General features: G+C 71.5%; 22 protein-coding genes and 1 pseudogene. 8 read left to right on the top strand and 15 right to left on the bottom strand.

Features of this window, described 5'->3' with window-relative positions; genetic code table 11:
- Window positions 1-11: 11 nt before the first annotated feature.
- The 7 genes from AB0J55_RS13690 to AB0J55_RS13660 all read right to left on the bottom strand — a co-directional run bounded on the left by AB0J55_RS13690 (window position 12) and on the right by AB0J55_RS13660 (window position 7,234).
- Window positions 12-908 carry a TauD/TfdA family dioxygenase gene (locus AB0J55_RS13690; RefSeq protein ID WP_364247395.1) on the bottom strand — a complete coding sequence of 299 codons (897 nt, stop codon included), beginning with the start codon at window positions 906-908 and terminating at the stop codon, window positions 12-14.
- The gene (locus tag AB0J55_RS13685; RefSeq protein ID WP_364247392.1) at window positions 905-2,218 is read right to left on the bottom strand and encodes an LLM class flavin-dependent oxidoreductase; all 1,314 of its coding nucleotides are present in this window, start codon (window positions 2,216-2,218) and stop codon (window positions 905-907) included. The genes AB0J55_RS13690 and AB0J55_RS13685 overlap by 4 nt, the downstream gene beginning before the upstream one ends.
- On the bottom strand, window positions 2,215-3,057 hold the full coding sequence (locus tag AB0J55_RS13680; RefSeq protein ID WP_364247389.1) for an ABC transporter permease: 843 nt from the start codon (window positions 3,055-3,057) through the stop codon (window positions 2,215-2,217). Before AB0J55_RS13680 ends, AB0J55_RS13685 begins: the two co-directional genes overlap by 4 nt.
- Window positions 3,054-3,827, bottom strand: coding sequence for an ABC transporter ATP-binding protein (locus tag AB0J55_RS13675; protein WP_364247382.1), 774 nt, complete (start codon window positions 3,825-3,827; stop codon window positions 3,054-3,056). Before AB0J55_RS13675 ends, AB0J55_RS13680 begins: the two co-directional genes overlap by 4 nt.
- On the bottom strand, window positions 3,824-4,843 hold the full coding sequence (locus tag AB0J55_RS13670; protein WP_364247380.1) for an ABC transporter substrate-binding protein: 1,020 nt from the start codon (window positions 4,841-4,843) through the stop codon (window positions 3,824-3,826). The genes AB0J55_RS13675 and AB0J55_RS13670 overlap by 4 nt, the downstream gene beginning before the upstream one ends.
- Window positions 4,844-4,942: 99 nt before the next feature.
- Window positions 4,943-6,160: an ROK family transcriptional regulator gene (locus AB0J55_RS13665; RefSeq protein WP_364247377.1), complete on the bottom strand. Its 1,218-nt coding sequence runs from the start codon at window positions 6,158-6,160 to the stop codon at window positions 4,943-4,945.
- Between the two features lie 105 nt (window positions 6,161-6,265).
- Entirely contained in the window at window positions 6,266-7,234 is a 969-nt protein-coding gene (locus AB0J55_RS13660) for a YafY family protein (RefSeq protein ID WP_364247374.1), read from the bottom strand.
- A gap of 62 nt (window positions 7,235-7,296) precedes the next feature.
- On the opposite strand from AB0J55_RS13660, the gene AB0J55_RS13655 reads away from it, so the two are divergent.
- Genes AB0J55_RS13655 through AB0J55_RS13645 form a run of 3 tightly spaced genes read left to right on the top strand, consistent with a single transcriptional unit; the run spans window position 7,297 to window position 12,683 of the window.
- Window positions 7,297-8,424: an epoxide hydrolase family protein gene (locus AB0J55_RS13655; RefSeq protein WP_364247371.1), complete on the top strand. Its 1,128-nt coding sequence runs from the start codon at window positions 7,297-7,299 to the stop codon at window positions 8,422-8,424.
- A 31-nt stretch (window positions 8,425-8,455) separates the two neighbouring features.
- On the top strand, window positions 8,456-11,446 hold the full coding sequence (locus AB0J55_RS13650) for a BTAD domain-containing putative transcriptional regulator (RefSeq protein WP_364247368.1): 2,991 nt from the start codon (window positions 8,456-8,458) through the stop codon (window positions 11,444-11,446).
- A 31-nt stretch (window positions 11,447-11,477) separates the two neighbouring features.
- Window positions 11,478-12,683, top strand: coding sequence for an FAD-dependent monooxygenase (locus AB0J55_RS13645; RefSeq protein WP_364247365.1), 1,206 nt, complete (start codon window positions 11,478-11,480; stop codon window positions 12,681-12,683).
- Here the strand turns inward: AB0J55_RS13645 and AB0J55_RS13640 are convergent.
- From AB0J55_RS13640 to AB0J55_RS13630, 3 genes and pseudogenes are all read right to left on the bottom strand, one after another.
- Window positions 12,671-16,060: a tetratricopeptide repeat protein gene (locus AB0J55_RS13640; RefSeq protein WP_364247357.1), complete on the bottom strand. Its 3,390-nt coding sequence runs from the start codon at window positions 16,058-16,060 to the stop codon at window positions 12,671-12,673. The genes AB0J55_RS13645 and AB0J55_RS13640 overlap by 13 nt on opposite strands.
- Before the next feature lie 69 nt (window positions 16,061-16,129).
- Window positions 16,130-16,456: a DUF3140 domain-containing protein gene (locus AB0J55_RS13635; protein ID WP_364248185.1), complete on the bottom strand. Its 327-nt coding sequence runs from the start codon at window positions 16,454-16,456 to the stop codon at window positions 16,130-16,132.
- A 384-nt stretch (window positions 16,457-16,840) separates the two neighbouring features.
- Window positions 16,841-17,212: pseudogene (locus tag AB0J55_RS13630) on the bottom strand (class I SAM-dependent methyltransferase); the annotation flags it as partial.
- Between the two features lie 69 nt (window positions 17,213-17,281).
- On the opposite strand from AB0J55_RS13630, the gene AB0J55_RS13625 reads away from it, so the two are divergent.
- Window positions 17,282-17,491, top strand: a complete 210-nt coding sequence (locus AB0J55_RS13625; protein WP_364247350.1) for a DUF2945 domain-containing protein — start codon at window positions 17,282-17,284, stop codon at window positions 17,489-17,491.
- Here the strand turns inward: AB0J55_RS13625 and AB0J55_RS13620 are convergent.
- Entirely contained in the window at window positions 17,488-17,937 is a 450-nt protein-coding gene (locus AB0J55_RS13620) for an HIT family protein (RefSeq protein WP_364247344.1), read from the bottom strand. The two genes, AB0J55_RS13625 and AB0J55_RS13620, sit on opposite strands and share 4 nt — an antisense overlap.
- Window positions 17,938-17,947: 10 nt before the next feature.
- Window positions 17,948-19,066: a helix-turn-helix domain-containing protein gene (locus AB0J55_RS13615; RefSeq protein ID WP_364247341.1), complete on the bottom strand. Its 1,119-nt coding sequence runs from the start codon at window positions 19,064-19,066 to the stop codon at window positions 17,948-17,950.
- 290 nt (window positions 19,067-19,356) lie between these two features.
- On the opposite strand from AB0J55_RS13615, the gene AB0J55_RS13610 reads away from it, so the two are divergent.
- The gene (locus tag AB0J55_RS13610; protein ID WP_364248183.1) at window positions 19,357-20,490 is read left to right on the top strand and encodes a YncE family protein; all 1,134 of its coding nucleotides are present in this window, start codon (window positions 19,357-19,359) and stop codon (window positions 20,488-20,490) included.
- A 58-nt stretch (window positions 20,491-20,548) separates the two neighbouring features.
- Here AB0J55_RS13610 and AB0J55_RS13605 read toward each other — a convergent pair whose 3' ends face one another.
- Both AB0J55_RS13605 and AB0J55_RS13600 read right to left on the bottom strand, forming a co-directional pair.
- Window positions 20,549-20,962, bottom strand: a complete 414-nt coding sequence (locus AB0J55_RS13605; RefSeq protein ID WP_364247338.1) for a DUF5655 domain-containing protein — start codon at window positions 20,960-20,962, stop codon at window positions 20,549-20,551.
- A gap of 17 nt (window positions 20,963-20,979) precedes the next feature.
- Window positions 20,980-21,456, bottom strand: a complete 477-nt coding sequence (locus AB0J55_RS13600) for a MarR family transcriptional regulator (protein ID WP_364247335.1) — start codon at window positions 21,454-21,456, stop codon at window positions 20,980-20,982.
- Between the two features lie 221 nt (window positions 21,457-21,677).
- Here AB0J55_RS13600 and AB0J55_RS13595 point away from each other — a divergent pair, with 221 nt between their 5' ends.
- Entirely contained in the window at window positions 21,678-22,385 is a 708-nt protein-coding gene (locus AB0J55_RS13595) for a DUF4142 domain-containing protein (protein WP_364247332.1), read from the top strand.
- A 2-nt stretch (window positions 22,386-22,387) separates the two neighbouring features.
- Here AB0J55_RS13595 and AB0J55_RS13590 read toward each other — a convergent pair whose 3' ends face one another.
- Window positions 22,388-24,181, bottom strand: a complete 1,794-nt coding sequence (locus AB0J55_RS13590) for a helix-turn-helix domain-containing protein (RefSeq protein WP_364247325.1) — start codon at window positions 24,179-24,181, stop codon at window positions 22,388-22,390.
- A 105-nt stretch (window positions 24,182-24,286) separates the two neighbouring features.
- Here AB0J55_RS13590 and AB0J55_RS13585 point away from each other — a divergent pair, with 105 nt between their 5' ends.
- Complete coding sequence (locus AB0J55_RS13585) at window positions 24,287-24,517, top strand: hypothetical protein (RefSeq protein WP_364247315.1); 231 nt, start codon at window positions 24,287-24,289, stop codon at window positions 24,515-24,517.
- Window positions 24,518-24,623: 106 nt separating this feature from the next.
- Window positions 24,624-26,273 carry a methane monooxygenase gene (locus AB0J55_RS13580; RefSeq protein ID WP_364247312.1) on the top strand — a complete coding sequence of 550 codons (1,650 nt, stop codon included), beginning with the start codon at window positions 24,624-24,626 and terminating at the stop codon, window positions 26,271-26,273.
- Window positions 26,274-26,279: the final 6 nt, after the last annotated feature.

Genomic DNA, 26,279 nt, shown 5'->3' with positions numbered 1-26,279 from the left:
GAGTACCGGCGCTACGCGACCGAGGTGTAGTGCGACGCGTCGCCTTCGAGCGACTCGCTGGGCCGCCCGTCGATGCCGGTGGGGATGTCCCCGGCCACAGTGACCCGGTTGAGGCGCCGGGGCAGGCCGTCGTAGTTGTCGATGGCGTAGTGCTGGGTGATCCGGTTGTCGAACAGCACCAGCTGGTCCGGCTCCCACGCCACCCGCACGACGTTCTCCGGCCGCGTGACGTAGGACTGCAGCAGCCGCAGCAGATCCCGCGACTCGGTCACCGAAAGCCCTTCGATCCGCTGGGCGAACCCGCCGAGGAACAGGCCGCGCTCGCCGGTCACCGGGTGCACCCGCACCACCGGGTGCACGGTCCGGTACTTCCGCGAGACGAACTGCGCGCGGCGCTCCCGCTCCTGCTCGTCCACCGTCTCCGGAGGCTGGACGTAGTCGTAGTCGTTGGTGTGCACCGCCCGCAGCGTGTCGGCGAAGGCCCGCAACGGTTCCGGCAGGTCGCGGTAGGCCGCGGCGGCGTTCGCGATCAGCGTCTCCCCGCCGTAGGGCGGCACCACCAGGCTGCGCAGGGTGCTGGCCTTCGGCGGGTTGAGGACGAAGGTGACGTCGGTGTGCCAGTGGTTGGCGCGGCCGCGTTCGCTGTCGACGGGCAGGATCGTCGGCGCCCCTTCGACGGCGGGGACGGTCGGGTGGGCCTTGGTGAGCTCGCCGAAGTGCGCCGCGAACCGCTGCTGGCCCTCGTCGTCGAGCCGGACGTTCCGGAACACCAGCGCCTTGTGCTCGTGCAGCGCGTCGGTCAGGAACGCCACCTGCGCGGCGTCGAGGTCGCCGGCAGGATCGAAGCCGACGATCTCGGCGCCGATCCTGCCGGTCAGCTTGCGGACGTCGGTACCGATCGTGGTCATGCGGGCTCCTTCACTCGGTTGCGGTTGACGGGCCGCGCGAGGCCGTAGTGCTCGCGCAAGGTGGTGCCGGAGTACTCGGTGCGGAACAGCCCGCGCCGCTGCAGCTCCGGGACGACGAGGTCGACGAAGTCGTCGAGCCCGCCGGGCAGGGTGGGCGGCATGACGTTGAACCCGTCGGCGGCACCGCCGCGGAACCACGCCTCCAGCTCGTCGGCGACCTGGACCGGCGTCCCGGCGAAGACCCGGTGCCCGCGCCCGCCCGCCAGCCGCTCCAGGAGCTGCCGGATGGTCAGGTCCTCGCGCCGGGCCAGGCCGACGACCAGGTCGAACCGGCTCTGGCCGCCTTCGGTGAAGCTGCCGACCTCCGGCAGCGGACCGTCCAGGGGGTAGCCGGTGACGTCGTGGTCGAGCATCTTCGACAGCTGCTGCAGCCCGTAGTCCGGCGTGATCAGCGCGTTCAGCTCGGCCTCCCGCGCACGGGCCTCGGCTTCGTTACGGCCGAGGATCGGGGAGATGCCCGGCAGGATCTTGATCTCGTCCGGGGCCCGGCCGTACTTGGCGAGCCGGCCCTTGACGTCGTCGTAGAACGCCTTGCCTTCGGCGAAAGTCTGCTGCGCGGTGAAGACGGCCTCGGCGTGGCGGGCCGCGTACTCCTTGCCGGTTTCCGACGAACCGGCCTGCACGAGCAGCGGGTAGCCCTGGGGTGGGCGTTCGATGTTGAGCGGCCCGCGCACCTGGAAGTGCCGCCCGTCGTGGGAGATCGCGCGAATCCGGTCGGTGTCCGCGTAGACGCCGCTCGCCCGGTCGACCACCGCGGCGTCGTCGTCCCAGCTGTCCCACAGCTTCTTGACGACCTCGACGAACTCCTCGGCCCGGTCGTACCGCGCGTCGTGCGACGGGCGCTTGGCCAGGTTGAAGTTCCGGGCCTCGTCGATGCCCGCCGAGGTGACGATGTTCCAGCCCGCGCGGCCGCCGGAGAGGTGGTCGAGCGAGGCGAACTTCCGGGCGAGGTGGTAGGGCTCGTTGTAGGTCGTCGACGCCGTCGCGATCAGTCCGATGTGGACCGTGGACGCGGCCAGCGCGGACAACAGCGTCAGCGGTTCGAAGTGGCTGTGCGAGTTGTGCTTGACGTTGCCCCACAGGGCGACGCCGTCGGCGAGGAAGATCGAGTCGAGCCGCCCGCGCTCGGCCGTGCGGGCGATGTCGGCGTAGTGCTGCAGCGTCCGGGCCCGGTGCGGGTCGGTCGACGGGTGCCGCCACGCGGCTTCGTGGTGGCCGTTCGGCATCACGAACGCGTTGAGGTGCATCATGGCTTCTCCTTCGGGCGCCAGGTGGAAAACCGCCGTTCGAGGCCGACGAAACCGGCGTTGACGAGCACGCCGAGCAGCGAGACCGCGATGATCCCGGCGTACATCTGTTGGATCTGGAAGTTCACCTGGCTCGTGTTGATCAGGTAGCCGAGCCCGGCCTTCGCGCCGACCATCTCCGCGGCCACCAGCACCAGGATCGAGTAGGACGCGGCCATCCGGATGCCGGTGAACACCGTCGGCACCGCCGAGGGCAGGATCACCTTCCGGAACAGCCGCGGGCTGGACAGCCCGAGCGAGCGGGCCGCCTTGACCAGCAGCGGATCGACGGTGTTGACGCCGGCGATCGTGTTGAGCAGCACCGGCCACACGCAGGCGTACACCACCAGGCTGACCTTCGACAGCTCGCCGATGCCCAGCAGCAGCGTGAACACCGGCAGCAGCGCCAGCGCGGCGGTGTTGCGGGCGAGTTCCAGCAGCGGCTGCAGGAACCGCGCCACCGGCCGGTACCAGCCGATCAGCAGCCCGAGCGGCACCGCCACCGCGACGGCCACGGCGAACCCGGCGGCGGAGCGCCCGACGCTGGCCAGCAGGTGGTCGGCGAGCTCACCGTCGAGGGCCAGATCCCAGAGAGCCTGCAGGTCCTCCGACAGCGGCGGCAGGAACGTCCGGGTGCTCTCGTCGAGGACGAACCGGGGGACGAACTCCCAGAGCAGGACGAACAGCACGACCGCGGCGGAGGCGTGCGCCGCCCGGGTGAGCTTCTTCCGGAACCGGCGCGGGTTTGACGGTGGGTCCGCGGGTCTGGTGTGGACAGTGGGCGCTTCGAGGGTGGCGGTCATCGGGCCGCGCTCCGTTCGTGTTCGGCCGCCTTGCGGACCTCGTCGTGCAGCAGTTCCCAGAGCCGGTGGCGCTGCCGCCCGAACTCCGGGCCGGAGCGCACGTCACCGGTGCGGTCGCCCAGGTCGACATCGACGACGGCCTTGAGCCGCCCGGGCCGCGACGTCAGCACCGCGACCTGCTGTCCCAAGTAGACGGCTTCGTCGATGCCGTGCGTGATGAAGACGATCGTCTTGCCGGTGCGCCGCCAGATCCGCAGCAGCTCCTCCTGCAGCTGCTCGCGGGTCTGCGCGTCCAGCGCGGCGAACGGCTCGTCCATCAGCAGCACCGCCGGGTCGTAGGCCAGGCTGCGGGCGATCGCGACGCGCTGTTTCATCCCGCCGGACAGCTCGTGCGGGTAGCGGTCCTCGAAGCCGGACAACCCGACCAGGGCGAGGTATTCGCGGGCCCGGTCCGCCCGCTGCCGCTTCCCGAGCGGCCCGCCTTCGAGGCCGAACTCGACGTTGGCGCGGGCGGTGCGCCACGGGAACAGCGCGTACTGCTGGAAGACGACCCCGCGGTCGAGGCCGGGACCGCGCACCGGCTCGCCGTCGATGCGCACCTCGCCGGACGTCGGGGTGGTCAGGCCGCCCAGCAGGTCGAGCAGCGTCGACTTGCCCGAGCCGCTGGGGCCGACCAGGGACAGGAACGTGCCGTCGGCGATGTCGAGGGAGACGTCGTCGAGGGCGGTGAGCTCGCCGAAGGTCTTGGTCACCGAGCGGATGCTGATCACTTGGTCACCGCCGGCGCGCCGTCGCGGTAGGGGTTGAACTCGTTGGTGTAGAGCTTCGAGGTGTCGATCTTGTCGTGCTTGAGGTAGCCCTCCTGCTTCAGCCACGGCTCCCACCGGGTGTAGTCGGCGTCGGAGATGAGGCCGCCGTGGGTGATGCCGACGCTCTTCCAGTACTTGAGCGTGTCGGTGCTTTCGTTGCGGCCGCGGCCTTTGATGATCTTCGTGAAGCGCGCGATCACCTCGTCGCGCGGAGTCGTGCGTTCCCACTCGATCGCCCGGGCCACCGCGGAGACGAAGATCTTCGTCGTCTCCGGGTACTTCTTGATGAAGTCGGTGCGCAGGACGTACGGGCCGCCGTTGTAGGGCCCGAACGCGCCGACGTCGGTGAACAGCGGCCGGATGCCGCCGGCCGCGAGGGCGTGGTCCTGCAGGATCCCCTGCAGCGCGGCGACGTCGAGCTGGCCGTTGCGCAGCGCCTGTTCGGCGTTCACCGGCGGGATGACGACGAGCTGCACCTGCTTGATCTCGTCGTCGGAGAGGCCCTGGCCCTTGAGCCAGGTGTCGAGCGCGGCTTCGAGGTTCGCACCGGCGGTGTTGACGCCGACCTTTTTGCCGATCAGGTCGCGGGCCGTCCGGATCGGGCTGTCCTCTCCGGTGTAGAAGCCGATGAAGGCCTTGTCGTCGGAGCCGTAGTAGTTGACGACCGCCTTGACCGGCGCGCCGGCTTCGACGAGCTTGACGACCGCGCCGGTGAAGGCGCCGCCGAAGTCGGTCTGGTCGGTGGCCGCGGACTGGATGTCCTGCGGGCCGCTGATCGTGTTGCCGACCCACTTCAGCTTGACCGGGCCGAAGTAGCCGAGGTCTTCGGCGAGTTCGGGCAGGGTGACGGCGTTCGCGCTGCCTTGGTAGCGCAGTTCCGGCTTCTCCGGTTGCCCGGGCGCACCGGTGGCCGTCGCCGAAGCGCAGCCGGCCAGCAGCAGCACGGCGGCGGCGAACAGGGGCAGGGTTTTCTTCACGGTTTCGTCCGTTCCGGGAGTCGGTGGGGATGGGAGCAATTGTTCGCAGCACCCGGACGGACGGTCAATTTTGCGAGTTCGTGAAATAACTCCGCCGGTTCACGAAGCGTTCGGCCACCGGGTGAGAAGGGGACCGAGCGGGTCCTCGTACACCACGTCCAGGAGCACCGCGCCCCCGGCGGTCGCCAGCTCGGTGCCCGGGAAGCTCGTGCCCACAACGGTTTCCGCCGGATCCGGGCAGCGGGTCCGGTCGCGGACCTCCTCCCGGATGGTGGGAAGGCAGCCGGGCACCCGGGGTATGCTCCGGTCGACCACCACGAGCACGGCCGGGTTGAGCACGTCGAGCAGAAGGGCCGCCGCCTGGCCGATGAGCCGCGCCCGGTCGAGGAACATCGTCACGGCCGCGGAATCGCCACCGGCGGCGAGCGCGAGCAATTCCGGAAAGTCCGGTCGCGCGATCAATCCCGTTTCCGCGGCTTTGCGCGCGAGCGTTCCTTCCGAAACGGCCGCTTCGAGACAGCCGGTGCGCCCGCACCGGCACGGCTCGCTGCTGCCGTCGACCCGCAGGTGCGCGACAGCGCCGGCGGCCGAGCGCGGCCCGTGGTGCACTCCCGTGCCGGTGGCGAACGCGGCGTCGACGACGTTGCCGGTGAACAACTGCACGACGCTGTCCCGGGCGCGTGGGTGCCCGAAGAGCCGTTCGGCGTGCACCAGGGCCCGCGCGTGCCCGTCGACCTCGACGGCCAGTCCGGTACTGCCGGCGAGGAGGTCGCGGACCGGGACGTTCCGCCAGCCGAGCAGCGGGTGTTCGACGACGGTCCCGGATTCCCGGTCGACCCAGCCGCCGGTGGCGACGCCGAGGCCGAGCGGCTCGCGGTCCGGGGCGTGCCCGAGCAGCAGGTCGTCGAAGATCTCGGCGGCGCGCGCCAGCAGGTCTTCGGCGGCCAGCCCGTCGTGCGGTTCTTCGTGCTGCACCAGCACTTTCCCGCGCAGGTCGAGCAGTGCGACGGTGGCGTGGTGCACGGCGAGGTGCAGCGCGCCGGCCACGTGCCGCCCGGTGTCGAGGTCGACCGGCACGTGCGGCCGGCCGACGCTCTTGCGCGGCTCGGCTTCCGGGAGTTCCCGCAGCAGCCCCAGCCTGGCCAGTTCGGCGGTGTGCCCGGTGACCGCGGCGGCGGACAGCCCGGTCCGCCGCGCGATGGTGCTGCGCGCAATCGGTCCTTCGTCGAGGACGGCCCGCAGCACGGCGCTCGCGCTCGCGCTGCGCCGGGCGCCGCGCGCGTCCGTCCTCAGTGGACTCCTCGCCCGGCTGGTCATGGCCCGATCGTCGCAGATGGAGCGGCGCCCGCCCAGCGTGCCCAGGATGCGGGCACGAGCAGCGACGACGGCGGACGCTCCGCCGCGTGCGGCAGCAGCCGGCGATCATCCAGGAGCCGGCGGACTCCCTGCGCCGGCGGCCCGCAGGAACCGTTCGCCCGTCTTCGCCAGCGCCTCGGCGAGCTCCGGCGCGTCGAGCACCTCGAAATCCACTTCGAGCAGGCCGAGGTACAGCGCGAGCATCGGCGCGTGGTCGGACCCGACCTCGGCGACGCAGCGGTCCGGGCCCTCGGGCGTGACGCCGACCGCGATCGGCAGCCGGGCCCGGACGTGCTCGACCGGCGCGTGTAGCCGGACCCGGGCGTGGAACCGCCAGGTCGCCGCGCCCGCGCTGCGCTGGACGAACTGCACGACGTCACCCTCCGGCGGCTCGCGCGGCGCGAAGCGCGGGCCGGTCGGCACCTTCGGCGTCATCCGGTCGACGCGGAAGGTGCGCCAGCCGTCGCGGGCGGTGTCCCAGGCGACGAGGTACCAGCGCCGTCCCCAGCTGACCAGCCGGTGCGGCTCGACGTCGCGGCGGCTCGGCGTCCGCTGGTGGCTCGTGTAGTCGAACCGCAGCCGCTCGCTCGCCCGGATCGCCGCCGCGATCGCGGTCAGGACGTCGGCGTCGACGACCGGACCGGCGCCGGGCACCGCGACCGTCGCGGTCTGCAGCGCCCGCACGCGGTGGCGCAGCCGAGACGGCAGCACCTGCTCCAGCTTGGCCAGCGCGCGCACCGACGTCTCGCCGATGTCGGCGACACCCGCCGCCGTCCGCAGCCCGACCGCGACGGCCACGGCTTCGTCGTCGTCCAGCAGCAGCGGCGGGAGCTGCGCGCCCGCGCCCAGCCGGTAGCCGCCCTGGACCCCGGGGGCGGCCTCGACCGGGTAGCCGAGCTCCCGCAGCTTGCCGATGTCGGTGCGGACCGTGCGCGCGGAGACGCCGAGCCGGCCGGCCAGGTCGGCGCCGGTCCAGTCGCGCCGCGTTTCGAGCAGCGACAGCAGCCGGAGGAGGCGGGCGGAGGTCTGCAGCATTTTCCGAGCATCGCACGAATCGCGGAAGGAAGTCTTCCGCAATGGTTCCTAACGTGCTGGTCATGACGAACGAAATCCGCCCCTTCCGCATCGAGATCCCCGAGGCCGAGCTGGACGACCTGCACCGGCGCCTGGCCGCGGCCCGGTTCGCCGACCCGGTGCCCGGCGACGAGCCGGACTGGTCCCGCGGCATCCCCGCCGAGGTCGTCCGGGAGCTGGCCGAGTACTGGCGAGACGGCTACGACTGGCGCGCCCAGGAAGCGGCGATCAACGCGTTTCCGCAGTTCACGACGGTGATCGACGGCCAGGCCATCCACTTCCTGCACGTCCGCTCGCCGCAGGCCGACGCGGTGCCGCTGCTGCTCACCCACGGCTACCCGAGCTCGATCGCCGAGTTCCTCGACGTCATCGGCCCCCTGACCGAACCCGGCCCGGACGCGTTCCACGTCGTCGTGCCGTCGCTGCCGGGGTTCGGGTTCTCGACACCGTTGAGCGGCGCCGGCTGGGAGCTGGCCCGGACGACCGGCGCGTTCGCCGAGCTGATGACCCGGCTCGGGTACGACCGGTTCGCGGCGCAGGGCGGCGACATCGGCGCGGGCGTCACCGGGCGGCTCGCCGCGGTGCACCCGGACCGGGTCATCGGCACCCACGTCAACAGCGACCGCGGCACCATCGCGCTGGCCGGCGAGCAGCTTCCCCTGCCGGAGGGCCTGTCCGAGGCCGAACAGTCCGAACTGGACGCGGCGCGCGAAGCGTGGAAGGCGGGCCGCGGCTACCTGGATCTGCAGTCGCACAAGCCCGAGACGATCGCGGCCGCGCTCACCGACTCCCCGGTGGGGCAGCTGGCCTGGATCGCGGAGAAGTTCGAGGCGTGGACGGGCACGCAAGGCGTCGACCGCGACCGGCTGCTGACGAACGTGAGCCTCTACTGGTTCACCCGCAGCGGCGCGAGCGCGGCCCGGTTCCTGTACGAGGCCGCGCACGCGGCCCACGGCTGGCTGGCGCCCTCGGCCGTCCCGGCAGGCTGGGCGGTGTTCAACACCTCGCCGGTGGTCCGCCGGATCATGGACCCGGAGGAGAAGATCGCGCACTGGTCGGACTTCGCCTCCGGCGGCCACTTCGCGGCGATGGAGGAGCCCGAGCTGCTGGTGGCCGACATCCGCACGTTCTTCCGCGGCCTGCGGCGGTGAGCCTGCCGGTGCGTGGGCCAGAATCGTCGGCGTGCAGTTCGCCATCCTCGGGCCGGTCGAAGCCCGCCGTCCCGACGGGACCCCGGTCGCCTTGGGCGGCCCGCAGCTGCGGGGGCTGCTCGCCCTGCTGGCCCTCGACGCCGGACGCGTTGTCAGCGCCGGACGGCTCATCGACGGCCTGCACGGCGAGCACCCGCCCGAGGGCGCAGCCGAGGCCCTGCAGTCCCAGGTCTCGCGGCTCCGGCGGCGCTTGCGCGACGGCGGTGCCCCCGACGGTCTCGTCGAGTTCACCCCCGCCGGGTACCGGCTGGCCGTCGACCCCCAGGACGTCGACGTCCACCGGTTCGAACGGCTCACCGCCCAGGCGCGGGAGACCGCCGATCCGGCGCTGAAGCTGGAGCTGTTCACCGAAGCCCTCGCGCTGTGGCGGGGTCCGGCGCTCGACGGGCTCGCCGACCCGCCGCGCGCGGCCCGGCTGGCGGAACTGCGGCTGGCCGCGACCGAGGACCGCGTCGACGCCGGGCTCGCCCTCGGCCACCACGACCCGCTCGTCGCCGAACTGCGCGAGCTCGCCCGCGAACACCCGCTGCGCGAACGGCTCACCGCCCAGCTCGTGCGTGCCCTGCACGGCGCCGGCCGGTCCGCCGAAGCCCTCGCCGTGTTCGCCGAGATGCGGGAACGCCTGGCCGACGACCTCGGCGCCGACCCGTCGCCCGAACTCGCCGACGCGCACCTCGCGGTGCTCCAGGCCGCGCCGGAGCGCCGGGTGCCCGTGCCGCTCACCCCGTTCGTCGGCCGCGCCGAGCTCGACCGGCTCACCACGGCCCTGCGCGACGCCCGGCTGGTCACGCTCACCGGGCCGGGCGGCGCGGGCAAGACCCGGCTCGCCGTCGAAGCCGCGGCGCGGGTGGCGGGCGAGGTTTGCTTCGTCGAACTCGCGACGGCCACCGACGTCCCGCGTGCCGTCCTCGCCGCGCTGGGCCTGCGGGAACAGGGCGTCCTGACGCCGGGCGCGGCCGCCGGCCCCGCCGACCGCCTGGCCGCCGGGCTGGCCGACCGGCCGCTGCTGCTGGTCCTCGACAACTGCGAACACGTCGTCGCCGACGTCGCCCGGCTGGTGCGGCGCCTGCTGGGGGAGTGCGCCGGCCTGCGCGTCCTGGCCACCAGCCGGGAAGCACTGGGCCTGACCGGCGAGACGCTGGTGCCGGTCGGCGCGCTGCCCGCCGGCGCCGCGGCACGCCTGTTCACCGACCGGGCCGCGGCCGTCGCGCCCGGCGAGGCCCCGGATCCCGGCGCGGTGACCCGGATCTGCGCCGCCCTCGACGGCCTCCCGCTGGCCATCGAGCTCGCCGCCGCCCGCCTGCGGTCATTGTCCGCGGACGACGTCGCCGCCCGGCTCGGCGACCGCTTCGCCCTGCTGTCCCGCGGCGACCGGACCGCCGAACCCCGGCACCGGACCCTGCGCGGCGTCGTCGAGTGGAGCTGGGACCTGCTCGACGCGGACGAACGACGCCTCGCGGGCCGGTTCGCCGTGTTCGCGGGCGGTGCCCGGCCGGCCGCCGTCGAACGGGTCTGCGATGGCTCCGACGCCGTGCTCACCGGGCTGGTCGAGAAGTCGTTCGTCGAGTTCGCCGGCGGCCGGTACCGGATGCTGGAGACGATCCGCGCGTTCTGCGCCGAGCACGGCGACGACCGGCGTGCGGCGCACGCGCAGTACTTCCTCGGTTTCGCCTGCGCTCACGAGCCGCAACTGCGCGGCGCCGGCCAGCTGACGGCCCTGGCCGAGCTGACCGCCGAACACGCCGACCTGCACGCGGCCCTGCGCTGGAGCGCCACCGCGGAGCCGGAAACCGCGTTGCGGCTCATCGCGGTCCTGTCTTGGTACTGGTGGCTGCGCGGCCTGCGGAGCGAGGTGCCGCCGATCGCGGACACCGTCCTGGCCGCGATCGGTCCCGAACCGCCGCCGGGACTGGCCGAGGAATACGTCCTGTGCGCCATCCAGGCGTCGGCCGCCGAGGTCGCGATCGAGCCGATCCTGCGGCGGCTCGACGGGCCGCTGCGGTATCCGTACCTGTTCCTGCTGTGGGCGTTTTCCCCGCACACCAAGGCCGAAGACGGCGAACGGCTGGCCGCGCTGATCGGCCCGGACGCGTGGTCCCGGGCGTTCGCGGGGATCGGCGACGGCCTCGGCGCCCAGTACCGCGGCCGGATCGCCGAAGCCGAAAGGCACTTTTCGGCGTCCCTGGACGCGTTCCGCACCTTGGGCGACCGGTGGGGTGCGGCGAGCGCACTGGAGAAGCTCGCCGAGTTCGCGGACTGGCGCGGCGACCACGCGCGGTTCCGCGAGCTGATGGACGAGTCCGTGCGGCTGGCCGGCGAGCTCGGCGCCACCGAGGACGCGGCCGACCTCCTCTGCCGCCGCGCCGACGGCGTGCTGCGCGCCGGTGACGCGGAGGCGGCGCGGGCCGACTACGAAGCTGCCGCCGAGCGGGCGCGCGCCGCCGGAACGCCGCTGACCCTCGCCCGCGCCCGCGGCGGCTTGGGGGAGATCGCGCGGCGCGCGGGCGACCTGGCGGCGGCCCGGCGCTGGTACTCCGCGGCCCTCGCCCTGGCCGCCGACCCGGTGACCGGCGGCGAGACCCGGATCCGGCTCCACACCGGCTTCGGCTGGACGGCGGCCGCCGAGGGCCGCCTGGACGAGGCGACCGAGCTGTACCAGGAGGCCCTGGCCACGGCGCTGGAACACGCGAACCTGCCCGGCGCGGCCCAGGCGATCGAGGGGCTGGCCGGCGTTCTCGCGGGGCGGGCGGAGGACGAGCGGGCGGCGTTCCTGCTCGGCGTGGCCGTCGGGCTGCGCGGCGCCCCTGTCAGCGGAGACGCCGACGTCGCCGGGGTGGCGGACCGCGTCCGGGCTCGCCTCGGCGCCGCCGCCTACGCCGAGGCGTTCGCCCGCGGCCGGGAAATGCCGCCCGAGCAGGCCGTCGAGGAGGCCGGTCAGCGGCGGTTCGCGCTCGGTTCGTGAGCGGTCAGCGGCCGCGCCGATCCTTCGGGGCATGACGAAGCACATCCTGATCTCCGGCGCGAGCGTCGCCGGCCCCGCCCTCGCCTGGTGGCTGCACCACCACGGTTTCCGGGCCACCGTCGTCGAGCGCGCGCCGAGCCTGCGCGAAGGCGGCTACAAGGTCGACATCCGCGGCGTCGCGGTCGACGTCGTCCGCCGGATGGGTCTCCTGGACCAGGTGCACGCGGCGAGCACCGACATGCGGGGCGCGGCGTTCGTGGACAAGCGCGGCAAGGAGCTGGCGACGCTCGACGCGGACACGTTCGGCTTCCGCCACGGCGACGACACGGAGATCCTCCGCGGCGACCTGTCCCGCATCCTGTACGACGCCACGCGCTCGGACACCGAGTACGTCTTCGGCGACTGGATCACCGGCCTGGACCAGCGTCCCGACGGCGTCGAGGTGACGTTCGCCCACGGCGCACCCCGCCGCTTCGACCTGGTGGTCGGCGCCGACGGCCTGCACTCGGGCGTCCGCGCGCTGGCGTTCGGCCCGGAGGAGGACCACCTGCGCCGGTTCGACGCCTACATCTCCATCGCGACGGTGCCGAACAGCTTCCAGCTCGACCGCTGGGAACTGCTGCACTCGGCGGCGCCGGGCCGGATGGTGAACGTGTACAGCACGGCCTGGGCGGAAGACGCGAAGGCGGCGTTCTGGTTCACGGCCCCGCCGTTGTCCTACGACCGCCGCGACGTCGACGGCCAGAAGGCCATCGTGGCGGACCGCTTCGCCGGCCTGGGCTGGGAAATCCCGCCGCTGCTTTCGGCCATGCGCGAAGCGGACGACTTCTACTTCGACCCGGTGTGCCAGATCGTGATGGCCAGCTGGTCGACCGGCCGGGTGACCTTGCTGGGCGACGCGGGCTACTGCGCGTCACCGGCATCGGGCCAGGGAACGAGCTTGGCCCTGGCGGGCGCGTACGTCCTGGCGGGCGAGCTGGCGGCGGACTTCGCGTCGGCGTTGCCCCGGTACGAAGCCTTGATGCGGCCGTACGTCGAGAAGAACCAGGCGCTGGCGAAGACGGCGTTGCGCGGGATCATCCCGCAGTCGCGGGCGTTCGCGTGGTTCAACACCCGGATGATCCGCCTGATGCCGTACCTCCCGGGCCGCAACCGCGTCCTGGAGCAGATGTCCCGCCCGATCCGCGAAGCGGCGAACGCCTTGGAGCTGAAGGATTACTCGAGTCAGTCTTGCTGATCGGCGCGGTCTCGGTTCGCGAGCGACTCCCAGGCTTTGCGGAAGGCGGTGATGAGCTCCCGGGCACCGTAGGGATTGGCGCCGAGATAGCGCCGGGCCCGCGCCAGCGTCTCGAACCCACCGGGACCGCGGACCGCGCCGACGGCCATCCGCGGCTCGTCGAGCCGGTTGTCGAAGACGTCGAGCAGGACGGCCAGATACTCGGCCATCACCGCGACGTCGAGCCGGATGCCGGCCACGAAGCCGGGCTCCTCGTCGTCGGTGCCGGTGGCAGCGATCCTCGCCGCGAAGGTGCGGAGGAGCTCACCGGTCAGCTCGTCGACCGGGTCCTCGTCGAGCACGGGGATCAGGGCGGCCCCCGCCCGGCGGTCGGGCGACCGGCTCAGCCGATCCATGGCCGCCCGTGTGGTGCGGCCGAGCTGGCGGCGCACCAGCCGTGCCGCGGCCATGGCCAATTCAAGCTTCTCGGACGGCTTGTGATCGATGATCACCTCACTGAGCCGGATCAGTTCTCGCGCCAGGCCGCCGGAAACGACGTACGCCAGCGCCGAGAACTGTTCCGGCAGATCGACCACGCGGCGGTTGAGCAGCAGTTTCGCCTGGTCGAACGTCAGGTAATCGACGCGGACGATCGTGTCGAAGGCGCTGTCGAACACCGTCCGCATCCCCATGGCCGACAGCTCGAAGTCGGCCAGCGCGTCTTCGGACACCGAGACGAGGAAGTAGCAGTTGGGCAGGTTGAACACGGCCTTGAGCTCGTTGAGGAACTGCTGTGCCCCTTCACCGTCGCTGATCCGGTCGAGTTCGTCGATGCCGATGAGCACCTTGCCGTCCAGGTCGCGGACGACCTCGGCGGCGAGGCCCAGGAACGCGCGGAACCGGTCGACCAGCTGGGGGTGGTTGAGCGGGACGTCATCCCGTTTCACGGAACTCTTGCGTTTGAGTGCCGTCCCGGACAGGGAAGGGACGCCGAGGGAAAGTTCTCCCTCGGTCGTGTGGCTTTGCAGGAAGCGCAGCTTGTCCCGTTCACCCCTGGCCAGGTGGCGAAGATCGGCGGCGGTCAGGACGCGCTGACCGGGACTGTGCCGGCTGTCGGAGCCGGTTCCGCCACGGAACACCTGCCGGAGTACGGATCGCTTCGCTCTTCCGGCGGATCGATGCCTCCGGGTGCTGATCGCCAGGTCGTGGGTCGTGGCGTACTCCTCGACCTCGTCGCACAACCGGCCGAACAGGTGGGTCAGGAAGTCCTTGGATTGGTATCCGACGGGGGCCTCCACCCGCACGGTCAGATCCATGCGTGCCTCCTGCGCGCCGGTTTCGCGCAGCAGTTGCCCGGCGCACCACCGTCCGAGCAGCGTGGACTTACCGGCACCACGCGGCCCGGCGAGCGCGAAGCTGCCCTTGCTGCGCTGCCGGAGCAGTTGGCGAAGCTCTTTGGTCGCCTGCGTGTCGATGTCGACGACCGCCTCGGACACGGTTTTGCTGCTCGACGGCAGAACGGTTCCGTAGGGTGAGGAGAGTTCCCCGCCGACTTCTGCCGCAAGGGGCAGGATTCCGGCGCCGTAAAGATATTCCAGCCATTCGTCGAAAGCGTGCTGCGTCATCGACTGCTCAAATTGAATGTCGAGGCTCAGTCGTCTTCCGATCTTGTAGGATGCTGCGAATACTGCTGATACGGAAGATCCAAGGATGATTCCCGGCAAAGGTCCGTTCCAGGCAATACATTGCCAAACCGCGGCCGATGGCACGCACAGCACGAAGACGGTGACGGCCAGCTCGGGGACGTCCATGTGCAAAATCGGGATATCGACGATCAACAGGTAGGTTTCGATGATCGCGACAAGCGCGAGCAGTGCTACCGGAACACCTATGGCCAATGTCCATCGCCAGCCATCCGGAAGACCTGCAGCCTCGGTGATCAGCCAAATGAGCCAGGGCATCGCTGCGACAACCGTGCTGGCGCTGAGCCAGGTCAGCAAGTAGCCCAGTCCTCGCCAAAGTTTACCTGTCAGCCTTCGTGTGGCGACTGCCTGATAGGAGTTGCGACGGTACAGGTAGTAACTTTCGTACGTGAACGCCTGTTCCAGCAAGGCGTCCTGTTTCGCTTCGACGCGATCGCGAAGCCGTTCGGTCGCTGTGCGGGGAAGCTGCCACTGTTGGGCGACTTCGCCGGCCAAGTGGTCTAGGACGCGTTCGGGTTTGTCTCGCTCTTCGAGCCATGGACGATCGATTCTCGTCCGGATCTTGGAGCGTTCGGGCATGCGCCACGGCTCCTCCAACAGGTTCGATGCGTGGACGGCATCGGGATGGTGCGGATACTGTCGCTGGAAGGCGGCGATGACCTCCTGTGCTTCGGTTCGCCGGTTCAGGTCCACCAGCGTGCCGGCGAGCTGCAGGTGCGCCCCGAACATCCGGGGGTCCGCGTCGAGCACGCGCCGGTACGCCTCGATGGTCTTCGGCGGTGGCGCCTCCTCGGCCTCCAGCACCCGGGCGCGGCAAAGGTTCAGTTGCGGGCTCATCGGGTCGCGTCGAAGTGCCGTCTCGGTCAGTTCCCTCGCCGCGGTGAAGTCTCGCTGCGCCACCATGGTGGTCACCATGCCCAGTACGGATCCCGGTCGTGAGCTGTCGATCGCCATCGATTTCCGGAACACTTCACCTGCTGCCCCGTACGATTGGCGGGCGGTCAAGGCCCAGCCATGGGCTTCGAGTGCTCCGGCATGCCCCGGGAACTGCCGCCGGAGATCATCGGCCGATGCCGCTGCATCCGCGGAGGTGATCGTACCGATCTGCAGCAACTTGGCACGGACGATACTTCTTCGGACATCGGCCCGGTCGAAGTCGAAGCCCCGGCCGACTGAGCGGAGTGCGGCGCTGACCTCGCCACGTTCGGCCAGGCAGAGGGCACGCTCCACCCGGACCGCCGGTGACGTCGTCCACGCCACGTCCGTGTGGTCGAGCAGCCGGAGGGCCTCGTCGACTTGCCCCGACATGCGCAACGCTGTCGCTTGTCCGGCCAGGGCTTCCGCGTTCCCCAGGGCCAGTTCACCCGCAGCCCGGAAGGCAGCCAGCGCCCGATCGGCATCCCGCAGCGCGGCTCCGTGATCGAGTGCCATGAACATCGGATCATCCGGCTGCCCGAGTGCCACAATCCCGCGTGCGAGCTCGACGTGCACGGACTCCTGCACCGCGGAAAGCTTCGCCAGTTCGGCGCGCCCCTCGTCCCAGCGGCGCAGCAACCACAGCGCGCGTACCCTACCGGCCTCGGCGCACGGGTCGAGATCACCGCCGTCCGCGCGCAGTGCTTCGCAGGCGGTCAGCGCGGCGGCTCCGTCGAATTGCCCGAGGGCCGACTCGAGTGCGACTAGCGAATCACCCATGACGGTAGGTACTTCGCCGATGCTGACCTGTTACCCCCGGCGTGCGAAATCAGCCGTATGGAGCACCGGCTACCGGTGCAGGGGATCGTGCCCCCAGTTCATCAGCGAGTGCCGCCACGTCGTGTCCTTGACGTCCCCCGAAGGCCGCTGCGCGAGGTGCCGGTGCACGTAACCCACCACCTTTCGCATGTGGGCGAAGTCGTCCTCCGTCAGGTCGTCCTTCTTCTTCCGCAGGATCTCGACGATGCGCCGCCCGGACTTGTGCCCGGTCGACTCGCCGCTGTCCTCGTGCTGCCCGGCCGCCTTCGACTCGTCGGTCTCCAGCCAGTCGCCGAGCTGCTTGGCGGTCATGTTGACGCTGCTGCCGAATTCGCGGCGGGTTTCCTCGTCGTCCATCCGGGACAGGTACCCGCGTCGGCCGCGCAGCACGCAGGTCAGCATCGGAAGGGTGAATTCGCCGCGCGCCGTTTCCGGTTCACGCGTGAGGAAAGCGCGGAGCCGGGCGAGGGTGTCCGCTCGTTCCCGTGGGGGCATGACCAGCACGCCCGCCCGGGTGGCCAGAGCCGCCACCAGGGAATCGGCCGTGCGGTGCTGCCCGTGCGGGAACTCGGCCCGCTCCGGTGCGCCGAACCGGGAGGCCGGCCACAGCCGCGCTGTTTCGGCGCGCCAGCCGGCCGGCGTGTCCCGTGGGCCGATCACCGCGGGCCCGCCGGCGCGCGCCAGCCCGGCCACCCAGCCGGTCCGGTCGTCCACGACGTTCCACAACCCGGCCAGGACGCCGCCCGGCGCCAGGACCCGGGCGATCTCCGGGCCCGCGACGGCCATGTCGAACCAGTGCAGGGCGTTGCCGGCCAGCACCGCGTCGACGGACGCGTCCGGCAGCGGGATCGACTCGGCGCTGCCCGGCCGGGCCCGGACGTCCGGCAGGGTACGGCGCAGCTCGGCCAGCATCGCCGGGTCGGGCTCGACCGCCGTCACGTCGAAGCCGAGGGCCACCAGCGTGGCGGTGAGCTTGCCCGTTCCGGCGCCGAGGTCGAGCACGCGCCGGCCGGGCGAGGGACCGAGTGCCCAGCGCACCGCCGCGGGTGCGTAGTCCGGGCGGTGCTCGGTATAGGCGGCCGCCGCCGTGCCGAACGACGAGGAGAGCTCCACACCATCACCGTATCGGTGCCCGCCGCCGGAAGCCGGTGAAGATCGGGCGGATCCGGGTACCCGCGCGGCATGAGCAAGGAATTCAAGAAGGGCGACCGCGTCAAGTGGGACGCCGGCAACCAGAGCTCCGTCGGCACCGTCGAAGAGAAGATCACCCAGGACACCCACGCCGGCAAACGGGATGTCAAGGCGTCCCCCGACAACCCCCAGTACCTGGTCAAAAGCGAGAAATCCGGGAAGACCGCCGTCCACCACCCCGACAAGCTCCACAAAGCCTAGCGCGCCGCGCGGACCTTCGCCGCGACCTCCGCCAGCTCCTCCCGCGACCGCACCCGCCAATCGGCGCTCAACACGAAACCGTCCCCGGGGAACCGCGGGATCACGTGCAGGTGGACGTGGGGGATCTCCTGGCCTGCCGCCTCTCCGTCGGCCAGGAACAAGTTGATCGCCTCGCAACGCAGGTCCGTACGCCGCACCGCCGCCGCCAGCTCGTGGGCGATGGTGAACATCCGGGCGCCGGCCGCGGCCGGCAGGGAGGCCAGGTCCGGGTGGTGCGGCCGGGGGAGCACCAGCAGGTGGCCGGTCGTCACCGGGCGCAGGTCGACGATCGCCACGAACTCGTCGTCCTCGTGCACGAACGCCGCCGGCGCACGGCCCGAGGCGATCGCGCAGAAAACGCATTCTCCGGTCGGTGTGGTCGCCGGCAGTCGGGGAGGCTCAGCCATGCCGGCGACCTTATCGGCCGCCGAGCCAGTGGTGCAGGGCCCACCACGACCGGACCGTGTCGAGGACGCGGCCGCCGCTGTTCTCCGCCAGGGCCACCGGGGTCAGCTCGGCCAGCCGGTCCAGGCGGTAGCGGACCGTGTTCGGGTGCAGGTGCAGCGCGTCGGCCGTCGGGCGGAGGCGCTGGCCGTGGTCGAGGTAGGCCAGCGCCGTCGCGGCCAGCTCGCGGTGGAACGCGTTGGCCGGGTCGAGCGCGCCGAGCAGGCCGGTCGTGAGCAGGTCGCCGAGCAGCGGCTGGGCCGCCAGCGCGAGCTCGCCCGCCAGCCCGGTCAGGTCGTGGTGGCCGGGCCCGGTGAGCCGCGCCGCCGCCGCGCAGAGCCGGTGCACCTCCCGCAGCTCGGGCAGCGCCGCCGGCGGCGCCACCACCAGCAGGACGCCGTCCGCGAGCGCGATCCCGGCGGGCGGCCGGGCCGCGAGGCCGGTGAGCCTGCCTTCGACCAGCCCGTACACCCCGCCGAACTCCAGCAGCGCCTGTTCGAGCGTCCGGGCCCGCGCCGGGTCGCTGACGTCGGACACCACGCAGCAGTACCGGCCGTCCGGGCGCAGTCCCGCGTGCCGGAGCTCCTCCGGCGTCGGCGGGTGGCCGGCGACCAGCAGGGTGCGCAGCACCTGCGTCCGGGCGTCCCGCACCGTGCGGGACAGCTGGAGCTCGGCGGCGTGGTAGCCCTTGACGATGTGCCGTTCCAGCGCGCCGGTGTAGCGCTCGGCCTCGAGGATGGTCTCCAGGATGACGTCGTCCGGCAAGCCCGCGGCCCGCGCGCGTTCGACGGCGAAGCGGGCGGCGAGCGTCCGCCCGGCCTGGACCCCGCGCAGCAGGTCGGTGAGCGGGACACCCTGGGCGGCCCGGTCGGCCCCCAGCGCCTCGGCGGTGGTGTAGTCGGCACTGTCGGGGTTCGTGGTGGCGCGCAGCGCGGCCGAGAGCAGGAACCGGACGTGCCGCCGGTTCTCCGCCTCCGGCAGCCGCGCCACCTCGGGTGACTGGCTCCGCGCGGCCTTCACCAGCTCGTCGACGACGGCGTCGTCGGCGGCCATCGCGTCGAGCACCTGCCGGAGCAGCGGCGAGGCCGGCACGGCACCCTCCCGTTGTGGCAGGGCCACAACACCGCGTCCGCGATGTTGGGCGAGCGGCCCTACCGGAGCGGCTCCGGTGGCCGGTTATCGTGACGATACCGGACAGTAACCTCGTTTCCCCGCCAAATCCACCGCACCTCTTCAGTGTCGAAAGGTGTCTCCCCGTGCGCGATTCCCGTCGAAAGCGGTCGTACCTCTCACGGCTGGCCTGCCTCACCGCCTCGGCCGCCCTCCTGGCGACCGGCGCCGCGGTGCCGGCCACCGGCGCCCCCGCGGCCCTGCGGGAGGTGATGTTCGTCGGCAACAACTGGGACGGCACGGCGGACGTCATCCAGTCCCGCGGCTCCTTCGCCCGGATCGCGCGGGTGAACATCATCCCGGACAAGGACCAGCGCCTCCAGGAGATCTACCTCAACCCGGTCAAGCTCGCCTTCTTCCTCGGCATCCGCAACGGGCCCGGGGAAGGGCACGACCAGTTCGTCGACGACATGTACACCACGCCGGACGGCGGTTCGGTGGTGGCGTCGCGGCCGAGTTTCGCCGACGTCGTCTCGATCAACCTGACCACCGGCCGGATCAACTGGCGCTTCCCGGTTTCGGGCTTCCGGTCCGACCACATGGCGGTGTCGCCGGACGGCCGCCGGGTCGCCGTTTCCGCGTCGACGTCCAACACCGTGCACGTGCTCGACATCGTGACCGGGCAGCAGGTGGGTTCCTTCGCCACCGGCGACAAGCCGCACGAGAACGTGTTCACCGACGGCGGCCGTTACCTGTGGAACATGTCGATCGGCGAGGTCAACACCGACCTCGACGACCCGGGCTGGGACTTCACCAAGGGGGACCGGCACATCACGGTCGTCGACGCCGCGACGTTCCGCCAGGTCAAGGTGATCGACATGCGCCAGCGGCTGGACGCGTTCGGCCGCAGCGACCTTTCGGACGCCGTGCGCCCGGTCGCGTTCACCCCCGACGAGTCGAAGCTGTACTTCCAGGTGTCGTTCTTCAACGGTTTCGCCGAGTACGACGTCGCCACCGACAAGATCACCCGGATCAAGGAACTGCCGAAGAACCCGGCGACCAGCGACGACCGCAAGACCTTCGTCAACGACTCCCGCCACCACGGCATGTCGATGAACCCGGCCGGCACCAAGCTCTGCGTCGCCGGCACGATGGACGACTACGCCACGGTCGTCGACCGCGCGTCCCTGCAGCAGGGCACGCTGGTGCCGGCGGTGAAGCCGTACTGGGCCACGGTCAGCGGCGACGGCAACGCGTGCATCATCTCCGAAGCCGGCGCCGACCAGGTCACGGCGATCGACTTCGCCACGGGCCGCAAGCTCCTCTCGGTGCCGGTCGGCGACCACCCGCAGCGGGTCCGCCTCGGCCACGTCCCCGAAGGCTGGACGGGACCCAGCGGTTCCTGAACCCGAGCGCGGTGCCCGCACGGGGATCCCTGTGCGGGCACCACGCGTTCGTCGGGGCTCAGGAGGTCTCGAACGCGACCGTCAGCCAGCCGCGGACCTCGTCGTCCACATCGGACACCGCACGGAGGCTCAGCTTGTGCCCGACCCGTGGCCCGCTCGCCCAGCTCGCCGGCGCGATGCGGGTCGTTTCCACCGGCCGCGGCAGCCACAGGTACACCAGCACGTCCCGCGACCGCGGGCGCAGCTCGGCCAGCTTCCGGTCGCGCTTGAGGAACACCCCGACCTTGACGGCGTCCTCGTGAACGTCGCCGAGGGTCTGCAGGTGCGCGAGGACGGTGTCATAGACCGCGCGCTGCCACGGCGGCTTGCCCGCGAACGTCTCGTCGACGGTGCAGCCCGGCACGCAGGTGTGGCCCTGGCCGGTGCGCGCGAACTCGCGGTCGCAGCGCGGGCACGTCCACCGGGTCGGCATGCCGTCCAGGATGGCACTCACAGCGGGGCGGGGCCGAGCGCCGGGAGGGTGGCGGCCGCGTGCACCAGCCGCCGGGCCGCGGTGGCCGCGGCCTCGCGCTGGGCCGGTGGCAGCTGGTCCAGCAACGCACCCAGTGCGGCGTGCCGCCGGTCGAGCATCCGCCCGACGATCTCCTGGCCGGCCTCGGTCACCTCCAGCGTCACGACGCTGCGGTTGCCGGCGCTGCGGCCGCGGGCCACGTAGCCGAGGGCTTCGAGCCGGTCGGCCAGCCGCGTCACCGAGGACGCGCTGACGCCCATCGCCGCCGCCAGCTGCGAGCTCGGGACCCGGCCGAGGCGGTCGAGGACGAGCAGCAGCCGCGTCTGCGGGAACGACACCTCGGGTGGCGCCGCGTGCGCGCACTCCCAGGCGATCCCGACCAGGACCACGGTGAGGCCGTCGAGGGCGGCCACGTCCGGGTCGGTGCCCGGGGCTGCGTCGTCGAGGGATTGCATGCCGCAATACTTGCCAACCACAAGAGCATCGGTCAAGATGGACATCCCCGGCGCTCGCCGGCGGTGTCCGGCCGGGTCGGCTGTCTCTCATTTTTCGTTGTCTAAAGCGTGTCCGTGCGCTGAATCCGTTGGCCCGCAAGGAAATTTCTTCGGATTTCGCTGAACCTCCGCCCGACGGCGTCCGTGTACCCCGTACCCGAACTGTCGTCAGAGGAGGAACCATGCCGGATCACCGAGGCATGACGGGCCGCGCCAAAGCCCGGACCGCGCTGGTCGTCGTGGCCACGCTCGCCGTGGTCGGCGTGGGCTCGGTGATGGTGCTGAACGCCAGTGCCCAGACCGCGCCCGGCTCGACGCAGGCGCAGGTCCCGGCGCACACCATGGCCGACATGCAGCTCGGGTCGGCGGCCCAGGCCGGCACCGGGGACAACGTGGCAGGCGCCGGTCCGGTGACCGAGCTCGACAAGACGTTCCTGGTCAAGGTCCGCCAGGCCGGGCTCTGGGAGATCCCCTCGGGCGACCTCGCGCAGACGCACGCCAGCAGCGAACAGGTGAAACGCGCCGGGCTGCACCTGCTGGACGGGCACTCGCACCTCGACCAGCTCGTCCGCGAGGACGCCAGGATGCTCGGCGTGACGCTGCCGGACCAGGCCACCGCCGAACAGCAGGGCTGGGTCCGCCAGCTGACCGACGCCCAGGGCCTGGAGTTCGACAAGCTGTTCGCGAACCTGCTCCGCGCGTCGCACGGCAAGATCTTCGCGACCATCGCCGAGGTCCGCGCCGGCACGCAGAACGATGTCATCCGGCGGCACGCGACGCAGGCGAACCAGACCGTCCTGGACCACATGACGGTCCTGGAGGACACCGGGCTGGTCGACGCGAAGACGATCGCCGACGTCGCCGCGGCGGTGAACCCGCCGGCGAAGTGACGCTACCGGGCCGGCGGCACGATGCCGTACTCGTGGATCTTGCGGTAGATCGTCGCCCGTGAGATGCCTAGCAGCTTCGCCGCGCGGACCTTGTTGCCGTCCGCGTCTTCGAGGCACCGCACGATGGCGTCCCGCTCGATCGACTCGAAGCGGTTGAGCGGCCGCCGGGTCACCGCGTGGAACTCCGCCGGGAGGTCGCCGGGGCGGATGGTGCCGGCCCGGCGGCGCTGGGCCACCTTGCGCAGCACCTGGTGGAGCTGGCCGGTGTTGCCCGGCCACTCCGCCCGCATCAGCAGGTGCAGCGCGGCCGCCGAACACGTCAGCCGCCCGCCGTAGCCGAGCTTGCTCAGCACCAGCGGGACGAGTTCCGCGAGGTCCTCGACGTGGTGGCGCAGCGGCGGCACCCGGACCGTCCGGGGGAAGGACTTCAGCAGCTCGGCCAGCGCCGGCTCGGTCTCGGCTTCCGGCACGAGCGTGACGACCACCCACGGCGCGTCCGGGGCCTCGCGCAGCTGCCGCAGGACCACGGCCAGCGCGTTGGCGGCCGGGGCCGTCAGGCGCTCGGCGTGCCGGATCACCAGCGTGCGGACCGGGGAACCGGCGTGTTCGCGCCGCAGCGCGTCCCAGTCCGCGCCGGGCGCCGCGTCGACGGCCAGCAGCCGGGCCGCCGGGTGGTGCCGCTGGTGCACGCCCTTGGCGAGGGCCAGCTTCCCGGTGCCCGGCTCGCCTTCCAGCGCGACCCATTCGCCGCGCTGGTGGCCCGTGTCGAGGTCGTGCCCGCAGCGCAGCCACAGCGGCGCCGAACCGACGACCCCCGGCAGGTACAGCGGCACCGTCGGCGTCGACATCGCGAGCGTGTCGTCCGCTTCGATGAGCTTCACCGACAGGACGCCGCCCGCGGTGTCGGCCGGCCGCTGCGCCGGGACGCGGCGGCAGAACACGCGGACCCGCAGGCCACTGGACAGCGCGAGGGTCGCCGGTGTCCGCCGGTCCTCGGCCAGCACCTCGGTGGCGTGGCCGAGCAGCACCGACTGGTCGGCCGGGTCGAGCAGCTGCCGGGCGCGGTCGTTCATCATCACGATGTCCTCGTTGAACGCCAGCACGATGCCCGTCCAGCGCCGGCAGGTCTGCAGGTAGGCCTGGAAGAGGATCATCTCCCGCAGGTCGCTGTGCCGCAGCAGGGCCTGGCGGATCTGCTCGGCCGTCGAGCGGGCCAGCGCGACGAGCAGGCCGCCCGCGTCCTTGTACCAGCAGGTGAGGTCGACGGCACCGATCTTCTTGCCCGAGATCGGGTGGTGGATCGGCACCCCCGCGCACGCCAGGTTCTCCAGGTGCTCGGCGTAGTGCTCGTGGCCGAACACCGTCGTCGGACGGCCGTCCTCCAGTGCGGTGCCGATGCCGTTCGTCCCGACGGACTGCTCGCCGTAGCTGAACCCGGGCACCAGCTCGACGCGCTCCAGGTGCCGGGCCAGATCGGCGTCCCCGGTCCGCTGGGTGAGCACGACGCCGCTCGCGTCGGTGAGGATGAGGCTGATCGGCTGGCCCTCGAACTGCTCGCCGAGCTTGTGCAGCACCGGCTCGGCGCCGCGGACCAGCGGGCTGTCGGGGTTATGGTCGCCGAGGTAGAGCGGGTCGATCCGGTCGGCCTCGACCCGGAACTCCCGCGACCGCCGCCAGGAGGCGAGGATCGTCTGCCGGACCGCGCCCTCCGGCACCGGTTCGGCGGTCAGGAACCGCACCCGGCTGCGGGCGAGCGCGTCGTCGGCGATCAGGATGCCGGGCGCCGTCTCGTCCACGTGACCTCCCGTAGTGCCTCGCCCGTCCAGCGTAAGCGCGCGATGCCCGCGCCGGTGTCTCAAATTGAGACGTTCCCGGCCGCGCACCGGCGGTGCGATGGGGGCATGGCCGCCGAAACGTACAACCCCTGGACGATCGTCAACCTGGTCTTCGCGCACCTGGCCGAGCAGGGCCTGCACCCGGCGCTCGGCGCGGCGGGGCACCCCGGCGAACCCGCCGCCGCGCTGCTGCGCGCGTTCGGGATCGTGCCCACCGTCGAGGGCGACGCGCGCGTGCAGGCGGGGATCCACGACGAGCTGGCCGGGCTGCGCGCCCGCCTGCTCGACAACCCCTGAGCAGCGGTTCTGTCTCAGATTGAGACCCGCGTCCGGCGATCGCGCCCCTTCAATGGGGAACGCAGGACGCCCCGGGCGGCGAGCTCAGGAGAGAAGGAGTTGATCCATGAGTCGCCAGAGTGTGGCGAAAGCCCACCAGAAGATCCAGGAACTGTCGTGGGAACCGGCGTACCACACCCCGGTCTCGCACTACGGCACCGACTACACCTTCCGCAAGGCCAAGAAGAAGGACCCGCTGAAGCAGGTCCTCCGCTCGTACTTCCCGATGCAGGAGGAAAAGGACCACCGGGTCTACGGCGCCGAGGACGGCGCGATCCGCGGCAACATGTTCCGCCAGGTCCAGGAACGCTGGCTGGAGTGGCAGAAGCTGTTCCTGTCGATCATCCCGCTGCCGGAGATCTCCGCGGCGCGGGCGATGCCGCTGCTGTTCCGCACCGTCCCCAACCCGGAACTGCACAACGGCCAGGCGATCCAGATGATCGACGAGGTCCGGCACTCGACGATCCAGCAGAACCTCAAGCGCCTGTACATGCAGAACTACATCGACCCGGCGGGCTTCAACTCGAGCCTGCGCAACTTCCAGAACGACTACTGCGGCACCATCGGCCGCCAGTTCGCCGAAGGCTTCATCACCGGCGACGCCATCACCGCGGCGAGCATCTACCTGACGATCGTCGCCGAAACGGCGTTCACGAACACGCTGTTCGTCGCCATGCCGGCCGAGGCCGCCGCGAACGGCGACTACCTGCTGCCCACGGTCTTCCACTCGGTCCAGTCCGACGAATCCCGCCACATCAGCAACGGCTACGCGACCCTGCTGATGGCGTTGTCCGACGAAAGCAACCACCAGCTCCTCGAACGCGACCTGCGGTACGCGTGGTGGAACAACCACGCCGTCGTCGACGCCGCCATCGGCACGTTCATCGAGTACGGCACCAAGGACCGCCGCAAGGACCGCGAAAGCTACGCGGAAATGTGGCGCCGCTGGATCTACGACGACTACTACCGCTCCTACCTCGTCCCGCTCGAGAAGTACGGCCTGGTGATCCCGCACGACCTCATCGAAGAGGCGTGGAACCGGATCTGGAACAAGGGCTACGTCCACGAAGTCGCGCAGTTCTTCGCCACCGGGTGGCTCGCCAACTACTGGCGCATCGACCCGATGACCGACGAGGACTTCGAGTGGTTCGAGTACAAGTACCCGGGCTGGTACGACAAGTACGGCAAGTGGTGGGAGAACTACAACCGCCTCGCGACGCCGAACGGGCACCACCCGATCGTCGCCGAGGACGTCGACTACGTGTACCCGCACCGCTGCTGGACCTGCATGGTGCCCTGCCTGATCCGCGAGGACATGGTCGTCGACGAGGTCGACGGCCAGCACCGGACGTACTGCTCGGAGACGTGCCGCTGGACCGACGCCGAGGCGTTCCGGCCCACCTACCAGGGCCGCAACACCCCGAACATGGGGCAGCTGGTCGGCGCCCGCGAGTGGGAGACGCTCTACCACGGCTGGAACTGGGCCGACGTCGTCTCCGACATGGGCTTCGTCCGCGACGACGGCAAGACCATGGTCGCCCAGCCGCACCTGGACCTCGACCCGAAGAAGATGTGGACCCTCGACCACCTGCGCCGGATGCCCGAGGTGCAGTCGCCGAACGTGCTGCTCAACCAGATGACCGACGAGCAGCGCGCCGCGTTCGTGGCCGACTACAACCGCCAGGGCCCGGCCGGGCGCCCGGCGCCGCAGGCCTGACGAGGA

Source organism: Amycolatopsis sp. NPDC049688 (assembly GCF_040674975.1).
In the GTDB taxonomy this organism is placed as follows: domain Bacteria; phylum Actinomycetota; class Actinomycetes; order Mycobacteriales; family Pseudonocardiaceae; genus Amycolatopsis.
The sequence above is the reverse complement of the archived record's forward strand: the minus strand, read 5'-3'. Positions and strand labels throughout refer to the sequence as shown.